Origin of the sequence: Amycolatopsis sp. NPDC006125 (assembly GCF_040614195.1) — a bacterium.
Lineage (GTDB): Bacteria > Actinomycetota > Actinomycetes > Mycobacteriales > Pseudonocardiaceae > Amycolatopsis_E > Amycolatopsis_E tucumanensis.
On sequence record NZ_JBEXTZ010000040.1, the window covers coordinates 1 to 18,548 of the forward strand.

An 18,548-nucleotide genomic window follows, 5' to 3' on the forward strand; every position below is an offset into this window, starting at 1 on the left:
GTGATCGTTGCGTGTCAGGCGACGGGATGACCACCCAGCTCGGGGTTTGTTAAAAGATTGGCGCTATGCGCCCGTGTAGAGCAGGGTGTTGGGACCTCAGCCCGCGCGAGACCGACATCCTGCGCCTGGTCGCGCAGGGCCTGAACGACGCCGCGATCGCGCGGCGGCTGTTCCTCAGCGCCCACACCGTGCACCGGCACATCGCCAACATCCGCACGAAACTCGGCGTGCCCTCCCGCGCGGCGGCGGTGGCGGCCGCGACCCGCGCCGGACTGCTCTGAGCACTGGCCCGTTCCGGCCATTCGCCGGCATGGCCGGTCCGGGCGAAGCCGCGCGGGCACCGCCGCGCCGATGCTGGGGCCATGACGACGACCCGTTCCGCCGGCATCGCGGAGTTCCGCTTCCGCCTCGACGGTGGCGTGCACGAACCCGGCGACCCCTACTTCGAGGACAGCTGCCGCCTGTTCAACACGATGGTGCGGCGGCGGCCGCGGCTGGTGGCCGAATGCGTCGCCGCCGAGGACGTGGTCGCCGCGCTGGCCTTCGCCCGCGAGCACGACCTCCCGGTCGCGGTGCGCGCCGGCGGGCACTCCGTCGCCGGGCTCTCGCTGTGCGAGGACGGTCTGGTGCTCGACCTGCGCAACCTCGCCGACATCGAGGTCGACCCGGACCGCCGCGTCGCCCGCGTCGGCGGCGGCGCGATCTGGGCGGACCTGGACCGGGAGACCCAGGTGCACGGCCTGGCGACCACCGGCGGGCGCGTGTCCACCACCGGCGTCGCCGGGCTGACGCTCGGCGGCGGCTCCGGCTGGCTCGAACGCAAGCACGGGCTGGCCTGCGACAACCTCCTGGCCGCCGAACTGGTCACCTGGGACGGCCGGATCGTCCGCGCCACCCCGGAGGAGAACCCGGGCCTGCTGTGGGCGCTGCGCGGTGGCGGCGGGGGTTTCGGCGTCGTCACGGCGCTGGAACTCGCGCTGCACCCGGTCGGCCCCGAGGTGTACGCCGGGGTGACGTTGTTCGACGCCGGCCGGGGGCGTGAGGTGCTGCGGGCCTTCCGCGAAGTGATGCGGACAGCCCCGGACGCGCTGTCGCTGGCGTGCGCGTTCGTCACCGGAGCGGACGACACTCCGTTGCGGGGACGGCCCGCGGTGGCGATCGCCGGGATGTGGGCGGGCGCGGCCGAGGCGGGCGCACGGGCGCTCGGTCCAATCCGGACACTGGGTCCCGACGCCGACTTCTTCGGCCCCACTCCGTACGCGGATTTCCAGTGCTCGCTGGACGATCCGCCCGGCTACCGCAACTACTGGACCGCCGAGAACGTCACCGACCTGCCCGATCCGGCGATCGACGCGCTCGTGCGGCGCGCCGCCGAGCTGCCCGCCGGGCCGTCGCAGCTGTTCATCGTGGCGTGGGGCGGCGCGGTGGCGCGCACCGGGCCGGACCACTCGCCGCTGGCCGGGCGCGACGCGCGGTTCATCGTGCACCCGCTGCTGATGTGGGAGGACCCCGCCGACGACGACCGGTGCCGCGCGCTGGCCCACGCCTTCCGCGACGACCTGCTGCCCTGGTCGGCGGGCGCGACGTACCCGAACTTCCTCGGCGACGAGGGCGGCGCCCGGATGCGCCGCGCCTTCGGGTCGAGCGCCGCCCGGCTGGCCCGGGTCAAGGCCGCGTGGGACCCGCACGACGTCTTCCGCACGCACCAGCGCATCCCCGCGGGCGGGGCGGAGCCGTGACCGCGACCCTCACCCACGCGCAAGCGGACCGCGACTGGCGCGACGCCCGGTCGCTGCTGCGCGAATACCTGGACTGGATGGGCACGCACGTCGGGCTTGACCTGACCGCCGCGCAGCCGGCGGCCGTCGCCGAGTTCGACGACCTGCCCGGCTTCTACCGGCCGCCCGCCGGCGCGCTCGTGCTGGCGCGGCTCGGTTCCCAGCCGGCCGGGATGGTCGCGGTCCACCGGCTCGCCGGCCGCACCGGCGAACTGAAGCGGATGTACGTGAACCCGCGGGCGCGCGGGCACGGCCTGGGCCGGGACCTGATCGCCGCGGCCGTCGCGGCCGCCACCGACCTCGGGTTCACCGCGCTGTGGCTGCAGACCAAACCGGACGCCATGCCAGGCGCGGAGTACCTGTACCGCTCGTACGGCTTCACCGAAATCGCGCCCTACGGCGGGCTCCACGCCGAGGGCGTCACCACGCTCGCACTGCCCCTGTCACAACCGGAGAAAGGATCACGATGACCACCACCACCTTCGACGAGATCAAGGCCAGGCAGCACAAGACCTGGAGCAGCGGCGACTACGGGCGCGTCGCGTGGCTGACCGTCCCGCTCGCGGAGACCCTGTGCGCCGCGGCGGACCTGCGGCCCGGCGACAAGGTGCTCGACGTCGCCACCGGGACCGGGCACGTCGCGCTCGCCGCGGCCCGCCGGTTCTGCCGCGTCACCGGCATCGACTACGTGCCCGCGCTGCTCGACGTCGCCCGCAGGCGGGCCGAGGCGGAAGGGCTGGACGTGCGGTTCCGCGAGGCGGACGCCGAGAACCTGCCCTGCGCCGACGGCGAGTGGGACGTCGTGCTCTCCGCCATCGGCGTCATGTTCACCGCCGACCACCAGCGCGCCGCCGACGAACTGCTCCGCGTCTGCCGCCCCGGCGGGACGATCGCGATGGCCAGCTGGACGCCGGCCGGGTTCATCGGCAAGCTGCTCGCGACCGTCGGACGGCACGCGCCGCCACCGGCGGGCGCCCTGCCGCCCACCCGCTGGGGCACCGAGGAGACCGTGCGGGAACTGTTCGGCGACCGGGTCACCGGCCTGACGTGCACCACCGCGACGGTGCAGGAGAAGTTCGCGAACCCGGCGCACTTCGCCGACTTCTTCCTCACCCACTACGGCCCGACGCACATGGCCGCGCAACGCCTGTCCCCGGACGGGCGGGAGGCCTTCCGCGCCGACCTCATCGCCCTCGCCGAGGAGAACAACCTCGCCGACGACGGCACGTTCGCCGCGGACTGGGAGTACCTGGTCGCGGTCGCGACGAAGACGGTCAGCTGAGCACTTCGCGCCGGCGCAGGTGCTCCACGAGCTGCCCGCCCACGTGCTCGATGTGCGCCGACATCGCCTTGCGGGCCCCCTCCGGGTCACGGGCCCGCAAGGCCTGGAAGATCGAGCTGTGGTCGTGGGCCGAGGCCGACGACCACCCCTCGATCGACGCGTAGTACCCCAGCGGCACGTAGTTCACCGTGACGCCGAGCAGGACGGCCAGCCGCGCCGAGTCCGACGCCTTGTTGATCGTGCGGTGGATCCGGTAGTTCAGCGTCTCCACGAGGTCGAAGTCGCCGTCCCGCTCGGCCTGCTCCAGCTTGGCCTGGGTCTCCTCCAGCAGGTCCAGGTCCTCGTCCCCCAGCTCGGTGGCGGCGCGCGCCGCGAGCTCGCCCGCGATGAAGGCCTGCACTCGAAACAGGTCGCCGACGTCCCGCGTGGTCAGCGGCACGACCCGGTAGCCGCGCCGCGGCTCCCACCGCACCGACCCCTCGCTGCCCAGCAGCATAAGCGCTTCCCGCACCGGGGTGGGGCTGACGCCGAGCTCCTCGGCCAGCCGCTCGGTGCGGATGTACTCGCCGGCGCGGAACTGGCCGACCATGATGCCCTCGCGGATGTAGGCGGCGACCTTTTCGCTGAGCTGCTGCTTGTTCTCGAACGACGTGCGCCGCAGGCTGCTCCCGCGGCCGTGCGGTGCACCCATGACGCGCCTCCAGGCCGGACATCCGCGGCCATCCTATATCCCATAGAAAAAGTGTGAGGTCGGTAACCGGCGGCTGACATCAGGCCGATTCTATAGAATAGAGTCTTTGCGAGTGCTTGTCGGACCGCCCGAGGGGAGTCGCCGTGATCGCGACCTGTGTGGCCGATGCCCGGCAGACGGGCGGCCCGGTCCCGGTCGAGAACCCGGCACTCACGGACGTGCGCGCACTGACCAGCGACCGCCTCGACCTGGACGCCCGGTGACGGCGCCGCTGGCCGGGCTGCGGGTGATCGAGCTGTCCAGTCACGTCGCCTCGCCGCTGGGCGGGATGACGCTCGCGCAGCTCGGCGCCGACGTCATCCGCGTCGATCCGCTCGGTGGCGCGGCAGACCGGCAGCGCTGGCCGCTCGCGCCGAACGGGGCAAGCCTCTACTGGGCGGGGCTCAACCAGGGCAAGCGGTCGGTGACGATCGACCTGCGCTCACCCGAAGGCGCAGAGCTGGCCGCCGACCTGGTGGCGGCGAGCGGGCCGGACGGCGGCATCGTGCTGACCAACGCGCGGCCCCGGCCCGGCCTGTCCCCCGCCGACCTCCGGCTCCGCCGCCCTGACCTGATCCACGTCCAGCTGCACGGCACCCGCGACGGCGGCACCGCCGTCGACTACACCGTGAACGCGGCGTGCGGGTTCGCCGGCCTGACCGGGCCCGAGGACCGGACCGGTCCGGTCAACCACGTGCTGCCCGCGTGGGACGTGGCCACCGGACTGTACCTCGCCGTCGGGTTGCTGGCTGCGGAACGGCAGCGGCGACGCACCGGCGAGGGCGCCTGCCTGACCGTCGCGCTGGAGGACGTCGCGCTGGCAACCGCGGGCAACCTCGGCTACCTCGCCGAGGCGCAGCTCCGCGACGATCCGCGCGGCCGCATCGGCAACCAGGTGTACGGGGACTTCGGCCGCGACTTCCGCACCGCCCACGGCGCCCGGCTGATGGTGCTGGTCCTGACGCCGCGGCACTGGCGCGACCTCGTCACCGCGACCGGCACCGAGGCCGTCGTCGCCGCGCTGGAGGACACGCTCGCCGCCGACTTCACGAAAGCCGCCGACCGTTACGGCACCGGGAGGTGCTCGCCGGCTTGATCGGGGCGTGGATCGAGGCGCGCACGTGCGACGAGGTGGCGCGCGTGCTGCGGCCGACGTCGGTGCTGTGGTCGCGCTACCGCACGTCCGCCGAGCTGGCGCGTGATCCGACGCTGGTGCGGCACCCGCTTTTCGCGCCACTCACGCAGCCCGGCATTGGCGGCTACCTCGCACCTGGCTCGCCGCTGGTGTTCGACGGCCGGCAGGCGGGGCCGTCGCCCGCGCCGGAGCTCGGCAGCCACACCGCCGAGGTGCTCGCCGAACTGCTGCCGTCCGCGCGGGTCGAGGAGCTGCGCGCTCGACGCGTGATCGGCGGGTGAGCGACAGTGAGAACCACGCAAGGCAGGAAGGACACCGGATGGACGGCCTGACCGAGGACGAGACGGCGATCGTCGCGGCGGTCGGCGAGTGGGTCGACCGCGAGGTGCGGCCGGTGGCGCGGGAGCTGGAGCACGCGAACGCCTATCCGGAGAAGCTCATCGAGGCGATGAAGCAGATGGGCATCTTCGGGCTGGCGATCCCGGCGCCGTGGGGTGAGGCGTCGGTGTCGGCGCAGTGCTACGCCGCGGTCACCGAGGAACTGTCCCGTGGCTGGATGAGCCTGGCCGGGGCGATGGGCGGGCACACGGTGGTCGCCAAGCTGCTGGTCGACTACGGCACGCGGGAGCAGCAGGACCGCTACCTGCCGCGGATGGCGACCGGCGAGCTGCGGGCCACGATGGCGCTCACCGAGCCCGGCGGCGGATCCGACCTGCAGGCCCTGCGCACGACCGCGCGCCGCGACGGGCCGGAGTACGTGGTGAACGGGTCCAAGACCTGGATCACCAACGCGCGCCGCTCGGACCTGGTCGCGCTGCTGTGCAAAACCGACCCGGCGGCTGACCCGCCGCACCGGGGGATCAGCGTGCTGCTGGTGGAAAAGGGCGCCGGGTTCCACGTCTCCCGCGATCTGCCGAAGCTGGGCTACAAGGGTGTGGAGAGCTGCGAGCTGTCCTTCGACGACCTCCGCGTCCCGGCCGGTGCGGTGCTGGGTGGTGTCGAGGGGCAGGGGTTCGCGCAGATGATGCGCGGGCTGGAGGTCGGGCGGATCCAGGTGGCGTCCCGGGCCCTGGGCGTGGCGCGGGCCGCACTGGAGGATTCGCTGCGGTATGCCCAGGAGCGGGAGACCTTCGGTAAGCCGATCTGGCAGCATCAGTCGATCGGGAACTATCTGGCGGACATGGCGACGAAGCTGGAGGCGGCGCGGCAGCTGGTGTTGATGGCTGCTCGTCGGTATGACTCGGGGCAGCGGTGTGACATGGAGGCGGGGATGGCGAAGCTGTTCGCGTCGGAGACGGCGATGGAGGTGGCGTTGAACGCGGTGCGGATCCACGGCGGGTATGGGTATTCGACGGAGTTCGATGTGGAGCGGTATTTCCGGGACGCGCCGTTGATGATCGTGGGTGAGGGCACCAACGAGATCCAGCGTGGCGTGATCGCCCGCCAGTTGATCAACCGGAACCGGATCTGACGCCGTGACCGAGGTCGTGGAGCGCACCGAGGTGTTGTCGCCGGAGCCCGCGCGGGCGCTGGGGGCGTTGCTGGACGTGCCGGTGCCCGACCTGGCCCGCGAGGGGCTGCCGTTGTTGTGGCACTGGTTCTACCTGCTGGAACGCCCGGCGCAAGCGGATCTGGGGCCGGATGGGCATCCGGTGCGCAATTGTGTGCCGGCGCCGCCGGGGCCGGGGCGGCGGCGGATGTGGGCCGGCGGCCGGGTCCGCACCCGTGGGGTGTTGCGGTGCGGGCAACCGGCGACCCGGCGCACCCGGGTGGCGTCGGTGGCCGACAAGCAGGGCCGGTCCGGGCCCTTGACCTTCGTGACCGTGGAGCACCTGATCTCGCAAGGCGGGCGGGTAGTGGTGGAGGAGCGCCAGGACATCGTCTACCGCCCGGCCGCCGGGAGTCTGCCCGCGGTCTCGGCTGGGGAGGTGGTGCCGGCCGGGCCCGGAGAGTGGGCGATCGAGGTGACACCAACACTGTTGTTCCGGTTCTCCGCCTTGACCTACAACGCGCACCGGATTCATTACGACCGCGACTACGCCCGCGATGTCGAGGGCTACCCCGGTTTGCTGACGCACGGGCCGCTGCAGGCGCTGGCGATGGCCGAAGCCGCCCGCGCTCTTGGTATCGGCGGTGAGGTGGACTTCACCTACCGGCTGGTGTCCCCGTTGTTCGACCACCAGGGGCTGATCACCAGCGCCAGCAAGGAACCGGACGGGGTGACCACCGCGGTGCGCGACCTGTACGGGCGGCAGACCGCCACCGGCCAGCTGCGAGGTGTCGCATGATCGCTGGTGCGCGGAGTTTCCTGTTCGTGCCCGGCCACCGCCCCGACCGGTTCGCCAAGGCCGCCGCCTCCGGTTGTGATGTGGTGGTGCTGGACCTGGAGGACGCCGTCGGCCCCGACCAGAAGGTTCAGGCACGGGAACACGTCCGCGCGTGGCTGGCGAACGGTGGTGAGGTGGTGGTGCGGATCAACGGCCCCGGCACCCCCTGGTTCGACGACGACCTGGCCGCCGTCACCGACGCCACCGCCGTCATGGTGCCCAAGGCCGAAGACCCAGCCGTGCTGGCCTCGATCGGCACACCGGTGATCCCGCTGATCGAAACCGCGCTCGGCGTGGCGCGGGCAGTGGAGGTCTGCGCCGCGGAGGGCGTGGTGCGGCCCGCGTTCGGCAGCATCGACCTGGCGGCCCAGCTCGGCGTCGACCACCACTCCCACACCGCCCTGCAGCACGCCCGCTCCGCGGTGGTGATCGCCGCCGCCGCGGCCGCCCGAGCCGCCCCGATCGACGGCGTCACCACCGAGCTGGACGACCCGGCGGTGCTGCGCGCGGACCTGGCGCACGCGATCGAGCTGGGATTCACCGCGAAGCTGTGCATCCACCCCCGGCAGGTCGGCCCCGTGCACGAGGCCTGCACCCCCACCGCCGCCGAGGTCGAGTGGGCGGAGGGGGTGCTGGCCTCCGCGGGTGACGGATCCGTGAGTGTCCACAAAGGTCAGATGGTGGACCGGCCGGTCATTCTGCGCGCACAGGCGATCCTGGCCCGCGCCGGCGCCGGATAGGTCGGCTCGGGGGAAACGCCCGCGCACCCAGGCGATCCACCATCCTGCGCACACCCGCGGTCCTGGCCCGAACCGGCTAGCTCAAGCCAGCTCCCCGAAGAACTCCCGCACATCGTCCACCAGCAGCTCCGGCTCCTCCATCGACAGGAAATGCCCGCCCCGCGCGGTCTCGGTCCACCGCACCACGTTGTGGTCCCTTTCGGCCCACGAGCGGATCGTTTTGTCGTGCCGGGACACCAGCACCGCCGTCGGCACCGTGCCCCGCGCCACCGGCTCCCACTCCCCCGCGGTGATCTCCTCGTAGTAGACCTGCGCGGCCGAGCCGGCCGTGCCGGTGAGCCAGTACAGCGACACGTCGGTGAGGATGCGGTCCCGACCGATGCTGTCCTCCGGCAGGCCCTCGGGCGGGTCGGTCAGCTCCTTGAACTTCTCCACGATCCACGCGAGCTGCCCCACGGGCGAGTCGTACAGGCCGTAGGTCACCGTCTGCGGGCGCTTCGAATTGCACTGCAAGTAGCCGTCGTTGAAGTCCTGCATCGCCGCCCACCGGGCCTGCTCGGCATCGGCCAAGCCGTCGAACTCGCCCTCCTCGCCCGCCGGGAACGTCAGCAGCGCGTTGAGGTGGATCCCGGCGACGCGGTCCGGCGCCCGCCTGCCGATCGACGGCGCCACCCACGCCCCGAGGTCGTAACCCTGCACGCCGAACCGCCCGTACCCGAGGCGGGTCATCAGGTCCACGACCAGGCCGGCCATCTTCGACGGGCGCATGCCCGGCCCGTTCAACGGCGTGGAAAAGCCGTACCCGGGCAGCGACGGGACGACGAGGTGGAACTCCCGCGACAGCGGTTCGAGCACGTCGAGGAAGTCGGTCACGCCGCCCGGCCAGCCGTGCAGCAGCACCAGCGGCAGCGCGTCCGGATCGGCCGCCCGGACGTGCAGGAAGTGCAGGTTCTGCCCGTCGATCGTGGTGGTGAACTGGGGGTGGCTGTTGATCTCCGCTTCCTGCTTGCGCCAGTCGAAGGAGGTGCGCCAGTACCCGGCCAGCTCGCGCAGGTAGCCGACCGGCACGCCGCGGCTCCAGCCGACGCCGGGCAGCTCGTCCGGCCACCGGGTGGCGTCCAGCCTGGCGTGCAGGTCGTCCAGCTGGTCCTGCGGGATGTCGATGCGGAAGGGTTGGATCTCGGTCATGGCGGCGACGGTAGGAACGGCTTAGGCCGGATCCGGTCCTAACCGCCCGCCACACTGGCCGGGTGTTGAAGACTTCGGCGCGGCTGCTCGAGTTGCTGTCCCTGCTGCAGACCCGGCGCGACTGGGCGGGCGCGGAACTCGCCGCGCGCCTCGGGGTGAGCACGCGCACCGTGCGCCGGGACGTGGACCGCTTGCGCGACCTCGGTTATCCGGTCCACGCGACGCGGGGCTCCGCCGGGTACCGGCTCGGCGCGGGCGCCGCGCTGCCGCCGCTGCTCCTCGACGACGAGGAGGCCGTGGCGGTGGCGGTCAGCCTCGGCACGGCGGCCGGCGGCTCGGTCGCGGGCATCGGGGAAACCGCGGTGCGGGCGCTCGCGAAGCTGGAGCAGGTGCTGCCGTCGCGGCTGCGGCACCGGGTGCGCACCTTGCAGCAGGTGACGGTGCGGGCCGGGCTCGCCCCCGGGCCGCAGGTGCCCGCCGCGACGCTGGTGGCGATCGCCGAGGCGTGCCGGCGTCACGAGCGGCTCCGGTTCGACTACGCCGACCACACCGGCGCCGCGTCCCACCGCGAGGTCGAGCCGCACTCGCTGGTCAGCTGGGGACGGCGGTGGTACCTCGTCGCCTGGGACGCCGCCCGCGGCGACTGGCGGACCTTCCGCGTGGACCGCCTCACGCCGAAGTCCCCCGGCGGCGCCCGGTTCACGCCGCGGGAACCGCCGTGCGGCGACGTGGCCGTGTACCTGGAGCGGCAGTTGTCGTCACGGATGTGGCCGTACCGGGCGACGGTCCTGCTGCACGAATCCGCGACCGCCGTGGCCGGCCGGATCTGGCCGGGAACCGGCACGCTCGAACCGGTCGACGACACCAGCTGCCTGCTGCACGTCGGAGCGGACACCCAGCACGCGCTGGTGTGGATGGTCACCTCCGTCGACGCGGCGTTCACGCTCGCCGACGGCCCGCCGGAACTCGCGCAAGCCCTGCGGCGGCAGGGCGAACGCTGCTTGCACGCGGTCATGGGCAGGTCTGCTGGTACGGCAGGTCCGGCACCTGCTGCCGCCACTCGTCCGGGTTGAGGCCTCGCCCGGCGCGCCGGCACGCCTGCTCCACCGCGTGCTCGCGGATGTCCACGACCTCCCCGGTGTCCCACAGGTATGCCCGGTTCTCGGCGTCGCCGGTGGCCAGGGTCCGCCCGTCCGGGCTGAACGCCACCGCGATGATCATCGCCTGCTGGCTGCTGAGCCGGACCATCGACACCGCCCGGGTCGGGTCGGTGACGTCCCAGACCCGGGTGCTCTGGTCCTCGCTGCCGGTGGCGAGCATCCGGCCGTCCGGGCTGAACGCGATCGACCGGACCCGGCCGGTGTGCCGCGCCAGCGGGGACCCCAGCACCCGCGGCGCGGCCGGATCGCGGACGTCCCACAGGATGACGGTGGTGTCCTCGCTCGCGGTCGCGAGGGTCCGGCCCGCGGGGTCGAACGCCAGCGCGTACCACCGGCCGGTGTGCGCGGTGAACTTCGACAGCTCGCGGGGCACGGCCGGATCCGACACGTCCCAGAGCGAGCCGGTCCCGTCGTAGCTGCCGGTGGCCAGGACGCGTCCCTGGTCGCCGAAGGCCACGGCCGACACCAGCGCCCGGTGCGCCGGCACGACGGCGACCCGGACCGGGTGATCGGGGTCGGCGACGTCGTACAGGCTGACCGAACCGTTCCCGGTCCCGACCGCGAGCAGTCGCCCGCCCGGGTCGAACTCCACTGTGGACGCCGGCGCCATCGCTTCGGTGACGCGGGCCCGTTCCCGCGGGTTCGCCGGATCGCTGACGTCCCAGAGGATCACGAGGCCGTCTTCTCCCCCGCTGGCGACCGTGCGGCTGTCGGGTGCGAACGCGACCGAGTCGACCCAGTTCGCGTGCCCGGACAGGCGGCGGATCCCACGTGGCCGGTCGCGGTCGGTCACGTCCCACAGGCCCACGGTTCCGTCCCCGCTGCCGACCGCGGCGAGCCTGCCGTCCGGGCTGAACCGCACCGCCCGCACCGCGCCCTGCTGGACGCTGAGGTAGTGGTCGAGCGCGCCGATCCCGGCGTCGGCGTCCTGGCGCCACAGCAGCACGGTGTTCTCCGCGCTCGCCGCCGCGAGGATCTCGCCGTCGGGGCTGAGGGTGACCGCGTTGGTCCAGTTGGACTGCCCGCCGCTGAGCCTGCTCCGCGACGGGCCGGGTTTGGCCGGATCGGTGATGTCCCAGGCGGTCCAGGAGTGGTCGTAACCCGCCGCGGCGACCCGCCGCGGCCCCTCGAACCGGATGGTCCGCACCGGGCTGACCTGGCCGGTCAGGTCGCCGAGCCGGCCGGGCCGGGCGGGATCGGCGACGTCCCACAGCCCGATCGTCGCGGCGGCGCCGACGGCCAGCACCCGGCCGTCGGGGCTGAACGCCATCGCCCCGGTCCCGCCGTCCTGGTCGGCGAGGCGGCCCGCCTCCCGCGGCGCGGCCGGGTTCCGCACGTCCCACAGGACCACGCCCGCGGCCTTCGGCTGCTCCGGGTTGTAGCCGCCCGCCGCCAGCACGCCGCCGTCCGGGCTGAACGCCATCGCGCCGATCTGGTCCGGGTAGCCGGTGAGCGTGGTCAGCAGGCGCGGCCGGGTGCGATCGGCGACGTCCCACAGCCGCACCGCGCCGTCGACGCTGCCGGTGGCGAACACCGTGCCGCCGGGGTCGAGCGCGGCCGCGGTGATGTAACCGGCGCCCGCCGGGACCTCCCCCACCCGCACCGGCGCGGCCGCGACGTCCCACACGCTGACGCGGCCGGTGATCTCGCCGACGAACAACGTGCGGCCGTCCGGGCCGAACAGGAACCCGTTCGAGGGTGTGGTGTCGGTGATCTCGCCGAGCGGGCGGGCCGGATCGGCGGTGTCCCACAGGAAGATCCGGTTGTCCATGCCGCTGGTCGCGAGCCGGCCCCCGTCGCCGCTGAACACCACGGCCGACACCGGGGCGGTGTGCGCCTCCAAGGTGCCCGCGTAGGGGTCCAGCAGACCGGTGACCAGGCTCGCGGTGCTGTCGGCGGTGCTGTCGAGCCGGTCGGCGGCGATGCCGAGCATGAGCGCGAGCTGCGGCGCGGTGTCGCGGGCGCTCTCCGCCCGGTCGATCAGGGCGCGCGCCGTCGCGGTCCGCTGCTGGGCCCTGGCTTCGTTGCGGCCCTGCACCGCGAGCAGGGCCGCGACCAGCGCGGCGACGAGGAGGACGACCAGCGCGCCGCTCACCACGGCGCGAACCTGCCGCCGTCGCCGGTCGGCTCGCACGCTCACGTCGAGGAACCGCCGGCTCAGCTCGTCCAGCTGTTCCGGGTGGTCGGCTGCCCAATCCCGCGCCAGCTGCAACTGGTTGCCGCGGTGGAGCGCGCTCGCGTCCCGGCCGTCCCGGTCCCACAGCCGGGCGGATTCGGCGAGCCGCTGGCGGATGACGAGACCGGCGCGGTCGGTGTCGATCCACTCCCGCAGGCGCCGCCAGGCGCGCAGCAGGGCCTCGTGCGAGATCTGGGCGGTGTCGCCGTCGACGGTGACCAGCCGTGCCGCCGCGAACCGGTCGCGCACGGCTCCGGTCCCGGAGTCCAGTTCGGACAGCTGGACCCGCCGCCGGGTGTCCTCGGTGCCCTCGCCGACGCTCACCATCCGCAGCAGCATCAGCCGGGCGGCGCGCTGACCGTCGGCGTCGAGTCCGTCGTAGATGGTCTCGGCCTGGCGGGTGATGGCGTCCCACACCCCGCCCGTGGCCTGGTAGCCGGTGAGCGTGAGCGTCCGGCCGTGCCGCGAACGCCAGGTCAGGAGCAGGGCGTACGACAGCAGCGGCAAGGTGCCCGCGCCGAAGTCGCCCCCGGCCCGCACATCGCGCAGCAGCAGGTCGGTCAGGCCGGGTTCGAGCTCGAGGCCCGCCGCCTTGGCGGGTTTTTCGATGGCGTCACGCAGCTGGGCGGAGGTCATCGCCGGGACCGGCAGCTGGCGGTCCTTGAGCACCCCCGCCAGCTCCGGGTAGGCCAGGCAGTGGGCGTAGAAGTCCGCCCGCAGGCCGAGCACCACCAGCGCCGTCTCCTCGGCGGCCGCGGTGAGCGCGCGGACGAACGCCCGCCGCTGGTCCTCGTCTGCGCAGGTCGTGAACAGTTCCTCGAACTGGTCGACCACGAGCAGCAGCCGCCCGCCGGGCACGTCGCGTCCGCCGGCCTGCCGCCGCAGCGCGCGGCGCAGGACATCGGCCAGCCGGGCCGGATCGTCGGCGAGGTCGGCGCGGATCGCCCCGGGGGTCAGGCCGGCCGGTGCGGCCAACCGGGCGGCGAGGTTGCTCAGCGGGTCCTCGCCCGGGGTGAGCAGCATGTGCGGCCAGGTGCGCGAGCCGGGCACGCGCAGTTCGCCGCGCTCGACGGCGGGCAGCAGGCCGGCGCGCAGCAGCGAGGACTTCCCCGCGCCGGACAGGCCGACCACGGCGACCGGGCCGGGTTCGGCGGACCACGCGGCCAGGTCGTCGAGCAGTTCCCGGGTGAGCTGTTCACGCCCGAAGAAGAACCGGGCGTCGTCGGCGGTGAACGGGTCCAGTCCGCGGTACGGACAGGGCTGGTCGGCCTGCGGCTGCCGGTTGGTGCGCGGGACCGAGAGCCGCGGCGGCGCGGCGGCGGGGTTCGGGGCCAGGACGAGGTCCCCGGCCTGGCCGCTCAGGTGGCGGACCGGCGCCGGGACGTTCCGCGACGGCAAGACGCGCCGGAGGTGCCGGTAGGCGGCTTCCACGGTCAGGTCCGGCAGCCCGGCGGGATCGCCCTCCTCCAGCAAGGTCAGCAGCGCGCCGCTGAACGCGGTGTGCCGCTCGCCCTCCGGCGCCAGCGCCTGCTCGTCGGACGCGGCGGAGGCCAGCACGTAGGCGCCGCCCAGCGAAGCCAGTTCGAACGCGTCACTCGCCGACGTGCCGAACGAGCCGTGCGCGCGGCCGGCGAAGCAGCAATCGAGGACGACGACGATCGTGCGGGCCCGGCACAGCGTGAGGGCGTCCTCGACCGCGGAGTACGGCAGGGCCTTGAACGCCAGGCCGGTGCTCAGGTCGTCGGTTTCGCGGGTGGCCAGGTGCAGTTTGTTGCCCGGGCTGACCAGGCCGTGGCCGACGTAGTAGAGGACGAACACGTCCTCGGCCTCGGCCGCCGCCCTGGTGAGGGCGTTGCCGAACTCGATGGGGTCCGGATTCAGGACCGGGTCCGGCAGGCTCTCCGGCCGCACTCCGCAGCGGTCGCGGAAAGCGCTTTCCAGCGCGGTGAGCGTGGCTCCGACGGCGGGGACCGGCGGGAGCCGGGACCCCTCGGCGTGCGTGCCGGTGCCGACGAGCAGGACCCGGGTTCCGGCCGAGCCCAGGTTCATGCCGCGGTCTCGTCCCCGCCGTCCAGCTCGGCCGACACCCGCCGGGTGAGTTCGGCGAGTTCGCCGGCGTCGACGCCCTTCACGTTGGTGGCGGTGAGCTCGAAATCGCTGTCCGGCTTTCTGACGGTGATCGTCACGTCCGACGTGCGGCGGCGGAGCCAGGCGATCAGCACGGTCGCCGTGGCGGTCGCGACGCCACCCGGCCCGAGGGCTACGGCCAGGGTCTCCATGACGGAACCGAGCCGCCCTGGCTCCGGCGGGGAGTCCACGAGACGGACGCGACCGCGCAGCTCCTCCTGGCCCAGCAGCCACTCCCGCAGGGACCGCGCCTCGTCCCCGGCGCGGTCCGCCGCCACGGTCAGCGTCACTTCCACGGCAACCCCCAGTCGTCGATCAAGCACCCATGGTGCTGATTTCGTGACGGGTTGTCCAGAAGATCAAGGGTGATCAGTGCGGCCGGCTGAGGTCGCCTGCCCGGAAGGTCTTCACCGTGCGGCTCACCGGCCCGTCGAGCGCGTCCTTGTTCCCCCGCGGGTAGACCCACCGCAGGGTGGCCGTCGAGCCGGGTCCGACGAAACCGCGCTCGTAGAAGATGCGGCCGTCGCCGCGGTAGCCGGAGATCGTGTACAGCTCGCCTTCGACACGCTGGACCGTCACCTGCCCGCCCTCGGCGCGGATGTCGCCCGCCGTTGCCGCCAAGACGTCCGCGGTGGAGCGGCCGCCGGGGTTGTTGGCCCCCCACACCGTCATCGTCGCGCCGAGGACCGGGTCGGTGAACTCCATGCCGTCGCCACCCGGCGGGCTGTAGGGCTGCCGCTGGTAGCCCTCGGGCACCAGCGCCGTGAAACCGAACCGCGCGTTGGTGTAGGCGCCGTCGTCGGCCGGCGGGGTGGACGGCGCGGACGACGGCGGAACACTGGCGCCCCGGCCGAGCATCGCCGGCAGCTCCGGCCGGAGCAGATCGGTGATCTCCGCGTACGCGATCGTGATCGTCTCCTGCCCGGAGGCGGTGTCGCACCCGAGGTCGTAGTACCGCACCAGGAAGTCCACACCGGAATTCGTGAACACCACGTCGGCGGCGGGCACGTGGTCGCCGCCGCCAGGAGTGTCCGCGGTGTCGATCGACGCGGGCGCCCCGGCCCCGCTGACGCTGACCCGGCGGCAGAACCCGTGCTCCGAATGCGCGGTGAGCCGTTCGGTCAGCGTGGCCATGCCCCGCGCGGTCAGCACGTCGTCGCGGAAGACGTCCCGCGGCCCGAGGACCCGCCCGGTGGTGAGATCGACGGTGACGCCCTCCGGGAACCGCCAGCTGGCGTGGGACAGGAAGTCCGAGTCGAGCGCGTGGTCGAAGCGCACGGACACCAGCCGGTCGGTGCGCAGGGTGACGACCGCGGTGGTGCGCACGCCCACGGTCTCGCCCCGGCCCCGGACGTCGGCGGCGATGTCCGGATCGGACAGCTGTTCCCGCACCGACCGCAGGCGCTCGTCGACCGGCGCCCGCAGCGCCGCGTTGATCCGCTCCTCGACGGCCGGGTCGGCGTGCCCGGTCACCCGCGGGTACTGCAGGTCGTAGGTGATCGGCAGCGCGGTGTCGGCGCCGGCCGTGGTCTCGATGGCGACGCTCAGAACCGGCGGTGGCGGGTCGCCGAACTGCTGGTAGACCAGGAATCCACCGACGGCGAGCACCGCGGTCACCAGCACACCCACCACGGCCTTGCCGATCGTCGCGGCCGCGATCCCCGCCCCGGCGGGCGCACTGGCGACCGCGGCCGGTGCCGCGGCCGACCCGGCGGTGACCAGCAACGCCAACGGGGTCAACGCCGTCAGGGCCGCGATCGGCGCCGCGAGCCGCTTCCAGCCGCGTTCCTCCCAGTCCGGGCCGTAGGCGGCCCGCGCGGTGGCTTCGAGCTCGGCGACGAACGCGTCCGCGGTCACCGGGCGGTGCCCGGGGTCCTTGGCCATGCCGCGCGCCATGAGCGCCCGCAGCGGCTCGGGCACGGTGGCGAGCGGCACCGGCGCGGACTGGTGCAGGGCCCGCAGCCGCTCCGGCGTGTCGGCCTCGAACGGCTTGTGTCCGGTGATGCACTGGAAGAACACGCAGGTGGCGGCGTAGACGTCGGTGGCGGGCATTCCCGGCAGGCCCGCCCACTGCTCCGGCGCCATGTAGGAGGGCGACCCGGCGGCGAGCCCGGCCTGCCCGTCCAGCGTGGCCAGGCCGAAGTCGACGAGCTTGGACTCCCCGGCCTGCGACACCAGCACGTTGCCCGGCTTGTAGTCGCGGTGCACGACGCCGACGGCGTGCGCGGCCGCGAGCCCGAGCAGCGAGCCCTTCAGGATCGCCAGCGCCGACTCCGGCGCCAGGAGCTTCTCGGCGTTGAGCAGCACCCGCAGCGACACCCCGGGCACCGCCTCCATGACCAGCGCCGCGCCCTCGGGGCGTTCGACGAACTCGTGCAGCCGCGCCACGTGCGGGCTGCGCACGCCGTGCAACAGGTGGGCCTCACGGCGGAACCCGTCGAGGATCCCCGGGTCGCTCAGGAATTCGGAGTGCAGGTACTTGATCGCGACGAGCTGCCCGGAGGCCTCGTGCTTGGCCAGGACGACCTGGCCGAAACCGCCGGCGCCGAGCACCTCCACCTCGCTGTAGCCGGGCACCCGCCACCGCTGGTCCATGATCCGGTATCAGAGCACGAACGGCCCGGTCGCGCCACCGAAACCGCGGTATTCGCGATGGTGACCGCCACCATGATCGTCCTCGCGATTGTGTTGCCCGGCAACGCGGTCAGCGCGCTGACCGGTTCTTACCATCAGCGGCACCGGTTCCGGCCTCGACGTGGAGGTGTCCCGATGTTCCGACGTGCCGTCCTGCTCGCGATCGTACTGGCCCTGATGGGCTTCTCCCCACCGGCGCAGGCCGCGAGCCTGCAGGAGGTGACCGGCTTCGGCTCCAACCCGGGCAACCTGCGCATGTTCCGCTACGCCCCGGACGGCCTGCCCGCCGGCCGCCCGGTCGTGGTGGCGCTGCACGGCTGCACCCAGAACGCCACCGGCTACGCCTCCGGCACCGGCTGGATGAAGCTGGCCGACCAGTGGCGCGTCGCGGTGGTGTTCCCGCAGCAGAGCTCCGCCAACAACGCCAACAGCTGCTTCAACTGGTTCGAACCCGCCGACACCCGCCGCGGCTCGGGTGAGGCGCTGTCGGTCAAGCAGATGGTCGACCGCACCAAAGCCGACCTCGGCTCGTCGTCGGCGTACGTCACCGGGCTGTCCGCGGGTGGCGCGATGAGCGCGGTCATGCTCGCCGCCTACCCGGACGTGTTCGCAGGCGGCGGGATCGTCGCCGGGCTGCCCTACGGCTGCGCGACCTCCACCGTCACCGCCTTCAGCTGCATGAACCCGGGCACCGACCTGACCCCCGCCCAGTGGGGCGACAAGGTGCGCGCCGCCGCCGACCACACCGGCGCCCACCCGCTGGTCTCGATCTGGCACGGCACCGCGGACACGACCGTCGCCCCGCGCAACGCCACCGAGCTGGTCGAACAGTGGACCAACGTGGCGGGCACCGACCAGACGCCGGACGTGACCGACACCGTCGCCGGCCAGCGGCACCGGGTCTACGGCGGCAAGGTCGAGTACTACGAGATCAGCGGAATGGGGCACGGCCAGCCCGTCGACCCGGGCACCGGGACCACGCAGTGCGGCGCCGCCGGCGCGTACCTGCTCGACGTGAACATCTGCGCGGCCTACTACATGGGCCGCTTCTGGGGCATCGCCGACGACAGCTCCGGCCCGGGCACGCCGACGTACAGCGACACCGCCGTCGGCACCGCAACCGACCACTACGTGGCCGGGCGGGTGGACGTCACCGAGTACAACGCGCTAGGCGCGCGCTACGGCTACACCGCACCCATCACGCTGTACCTGTGCGGCGCGAACTGGACCGACAAGCCGGATTGCGCGCCGATCTGAGGCCCGTGCCGTAC

16 protein-coding genes are annotated in these 18,548 nt (G+C 73.3%); 11 read left to right on the plus strand and 5 right to left on the minus strand.

The annotated features are described in order from the left end of the window. Positions 1-65 precede the first annotated feature (65 nt). From ABZ193_RS21105 to ABZ193_RS21120, 4 genes are all read left to right on the plus strand, one after another. The gene (locus ABZ193_RS21105; protein ID WP_354711157.1) at positions 66-281 is read left to right on the plus strand and encodes a helix-turn-helix transcriptional regulator; all 216 of its coding nucleotides are present in this window, start codon (positions 66-68) and stop codon (positions 279-281) included. Between the two features lie 81 nt (positions 282-362). Further along, entirely contained in the window at positions 363-1,739 is a 1,377-nt protein-coding gene (locus tag ABZ193_RS21110) for an FAD-binding oxidoreductase (protein WP_354711158.1), read from the plus strand. Further along, positions 1,736-2,248 (plus strand): GNAT family N-acetyltransferase, encoded by a 513-nt coding sequence (locus ABZ193_RS21115; RefSeq protein ID WP_354711160.1) that lies wholly within the window; start codon positions 1,736-1,738, stop codon positions 2,246-2,248. Before ABZ193_RS21110 ends, ABZ193_RS21115 begins: the two co-directional genes overlap by 4 nt. Further along, complete coding sequence (locus tag ABZ193_RS21120) at positions 2,245-3,060, plus strand: methyltransferase domain-containing protein (RefSeq protein WP_354711161.1); 816 nt, start codon at positions 2,245-2,247, stop codon at positions 3,058-3,060. Before ABZ193_RS21115 ends, ABZ193_RS21120 begins: the two co-directional genes overlap by 4 nt. Here the strand turns inward: ABZ193_RS21120 and ABZ193_RS21125 are convergent. Beyond that, positions 3,053-3,751 (minus strand): GntR family transcriptional regulator, encoded by a 699-nt coding sequence (locus tag ABZ193_RS21125; RefSeq protein ID WP_354711163.1) that lies wholly within the window; start codon positions 3,749-3,751, stop codon positions 3,053-3,055. The genes ABZ193_RS21120 and ABZ193_RS21125 overlap by 8 nt on opposite strands. Positions 3,752-4,010: 259 nt before the next feature. Here ABZ193_RS21125 and ABZ193_RS21130 point away from each other — a divergent pair, with 259 nt between their 5' ends. The 5 genes from ABZ193_RS21130 to ABZ193_RS21150 are packed head-to-tail and all read left to right on the plus strand — an operon-like array spanning position 4,011 to position 7,992. Continuing rightward, complete coding sequence (locus ABZ193_RS21130) at positions 4,011-4,886, plus strand: CoA transferase (protein WP_354711164.1); 876 nt, start codon at positions 4,011-4,013, stop codon at positions 4,884-4,886. Further along, positions 4,883-5,206 (plus strand): CoA transferase, encoded by a 324-nt coding sequence (locus tag ABZ193_RS21135; RefSeq protein WP_354711165.1) that lies wholly within the window; start codon positions 4,883-4,885, stop codon positions 5,204-5,206. Before ABZ193_RS21130 ends, ABZ193_RS21135 begins: the two co-directional genes overlap by 4 nt. A 38-nt stretch (positions 5,207-5,244) precedes the next feature. Continuing rightward, complete coding sequence (locus ABZ193_RS21140) at positions 5,245-6,396, plus strand: acyl-CoA dehydrogenase family protein (protein ID WP_237334698.1); 1,152 nt, start codon at positions 5,245-5,247, stop codon at positions 6,394-6,396. 4 nt (positions 6,397-6,400) lie between these two features. Then, the gene (locus ABZ193_RS21145; RefSeq protein ID WP_237334697.1) at positions 6,401-7,213 is read left to right on the plus strand and encodes a MaoC family dehydratase N-terminal domain-containing protein; all 813 of its coding nucleotides are present in this window, start codon (positions 6,401-6,403) and stop codon (positions 7,211-7,213) included. Continuing rightward, positions 7,210-7,992, plus strand: coding sequence for a CoA ester lyase (locus tag ABZ193_RS21150; RefSeq protein WP_237334696.1), 783 nt, complete (start codon positions 7,210-7,212; stop codon positions 7,990-7,992). Before ABZ193_RS21145 ends, ABZ193_RS21150 begins: the two co-directional genes overlap by 4 nt. A gap of 81 nt (positions 7,993-8,073) precedes the next feature. On the opposite strand, the gene ABZ193_RS21155 is transcribed toward ABZ193_RS21150, so the two are convergent. Continuing rightward, entirely contained in the window at positions 8,074-9,180 is a 1,107-nt protein-coding gene (locus ABZ193_RS21155; RefSeq protein ID WP_354711167.1) for an epoxide hydrolase family protein, read from the minus strand. Positions 9,181-9,242: 62 nt separating this feature from the next. On the opposite strand from ABZ193_RS21155, the gene ABZ193_RS21160 reads away from it, so the two are divergent. Next, positions 9,243-10,253 (plus strand): YafY family protein, encoded by a 1,011-nt coding sequence (locus ABZ193_RS21160; protein ID WP_354711168.1) that lies wholly within the window; start codon positions 9,243-9,245, stop codon positions 10,251-10,253. Here the strand turns inward: ABZ193_RS21160 and ABZ193_RS21165 are convergent. The 3 genes from ABZ193_RS21165 to ABZ193_RS21175 all read right to left on the minus strand — a co-directional run bounded on the left by ABZ193_RS21165 (position 10,192) and on the right by ABZ193_RS21175 (position 17,238). Beyond that, complete coding sequence (locus ABZ193_RS21165; RefSeq protein ID WP_354711170.1) at positions 10,192-14,565, minus strand: AAA family ATPase; 4,374 nt, start codon at positions 14,563-14,565, stop codon at positions 10,192-10,194. The two genes, ABZ193_RS21160 and ABZ193_RS21165, sit on opposite strands and share 62 nt — an antisense overlap. Next, complete coding sequence (locus tag ABZ193_RS21170) at positions 14,562-14,933, minus strand: hypothetical protein (protein ID WP_354711172.1); 372 nt, start codon at positions 14,931-14,933, stop codon at positions 14,562-14,564. Before ABZ193_RS21170 ends, ABZ193_RS21165 begins: the two co-directional genes overlap by 4 nt. A 79-nt stretch (positions 14,934-15,012) precedes the next feature. After that, positions 15,013-17,238: a protein kinase gene (locus ABZ193_RS21175; RefSeq protein ID WP_354711173.1), complete on the minus strand. Its 2,226-nt coding sequence runs from the start codon at positions 17,236-17,238 to the stop codon at positions 15,013-15,015. 174 nt (positions 17,239-17,412) lie between these two features. Here ABZ193_RS21175 and ABZ193_RS21180 point away from each other — a divergent pair, with 174 nt between their 5' ends. Beyond that, positions 17,413-18,534, plus strand: a complete 1,122-nt coding sequence (locus ABZ193_RS21180) for a PHB depolymerase family esterase (protein WP_039791697.1) — start codon at positions 17,413-17,415, stop codon at positions 18,532-18,534. The last annotated feature ends 14 nt before the right edge of the window (positions 18,535-18,548 follow it).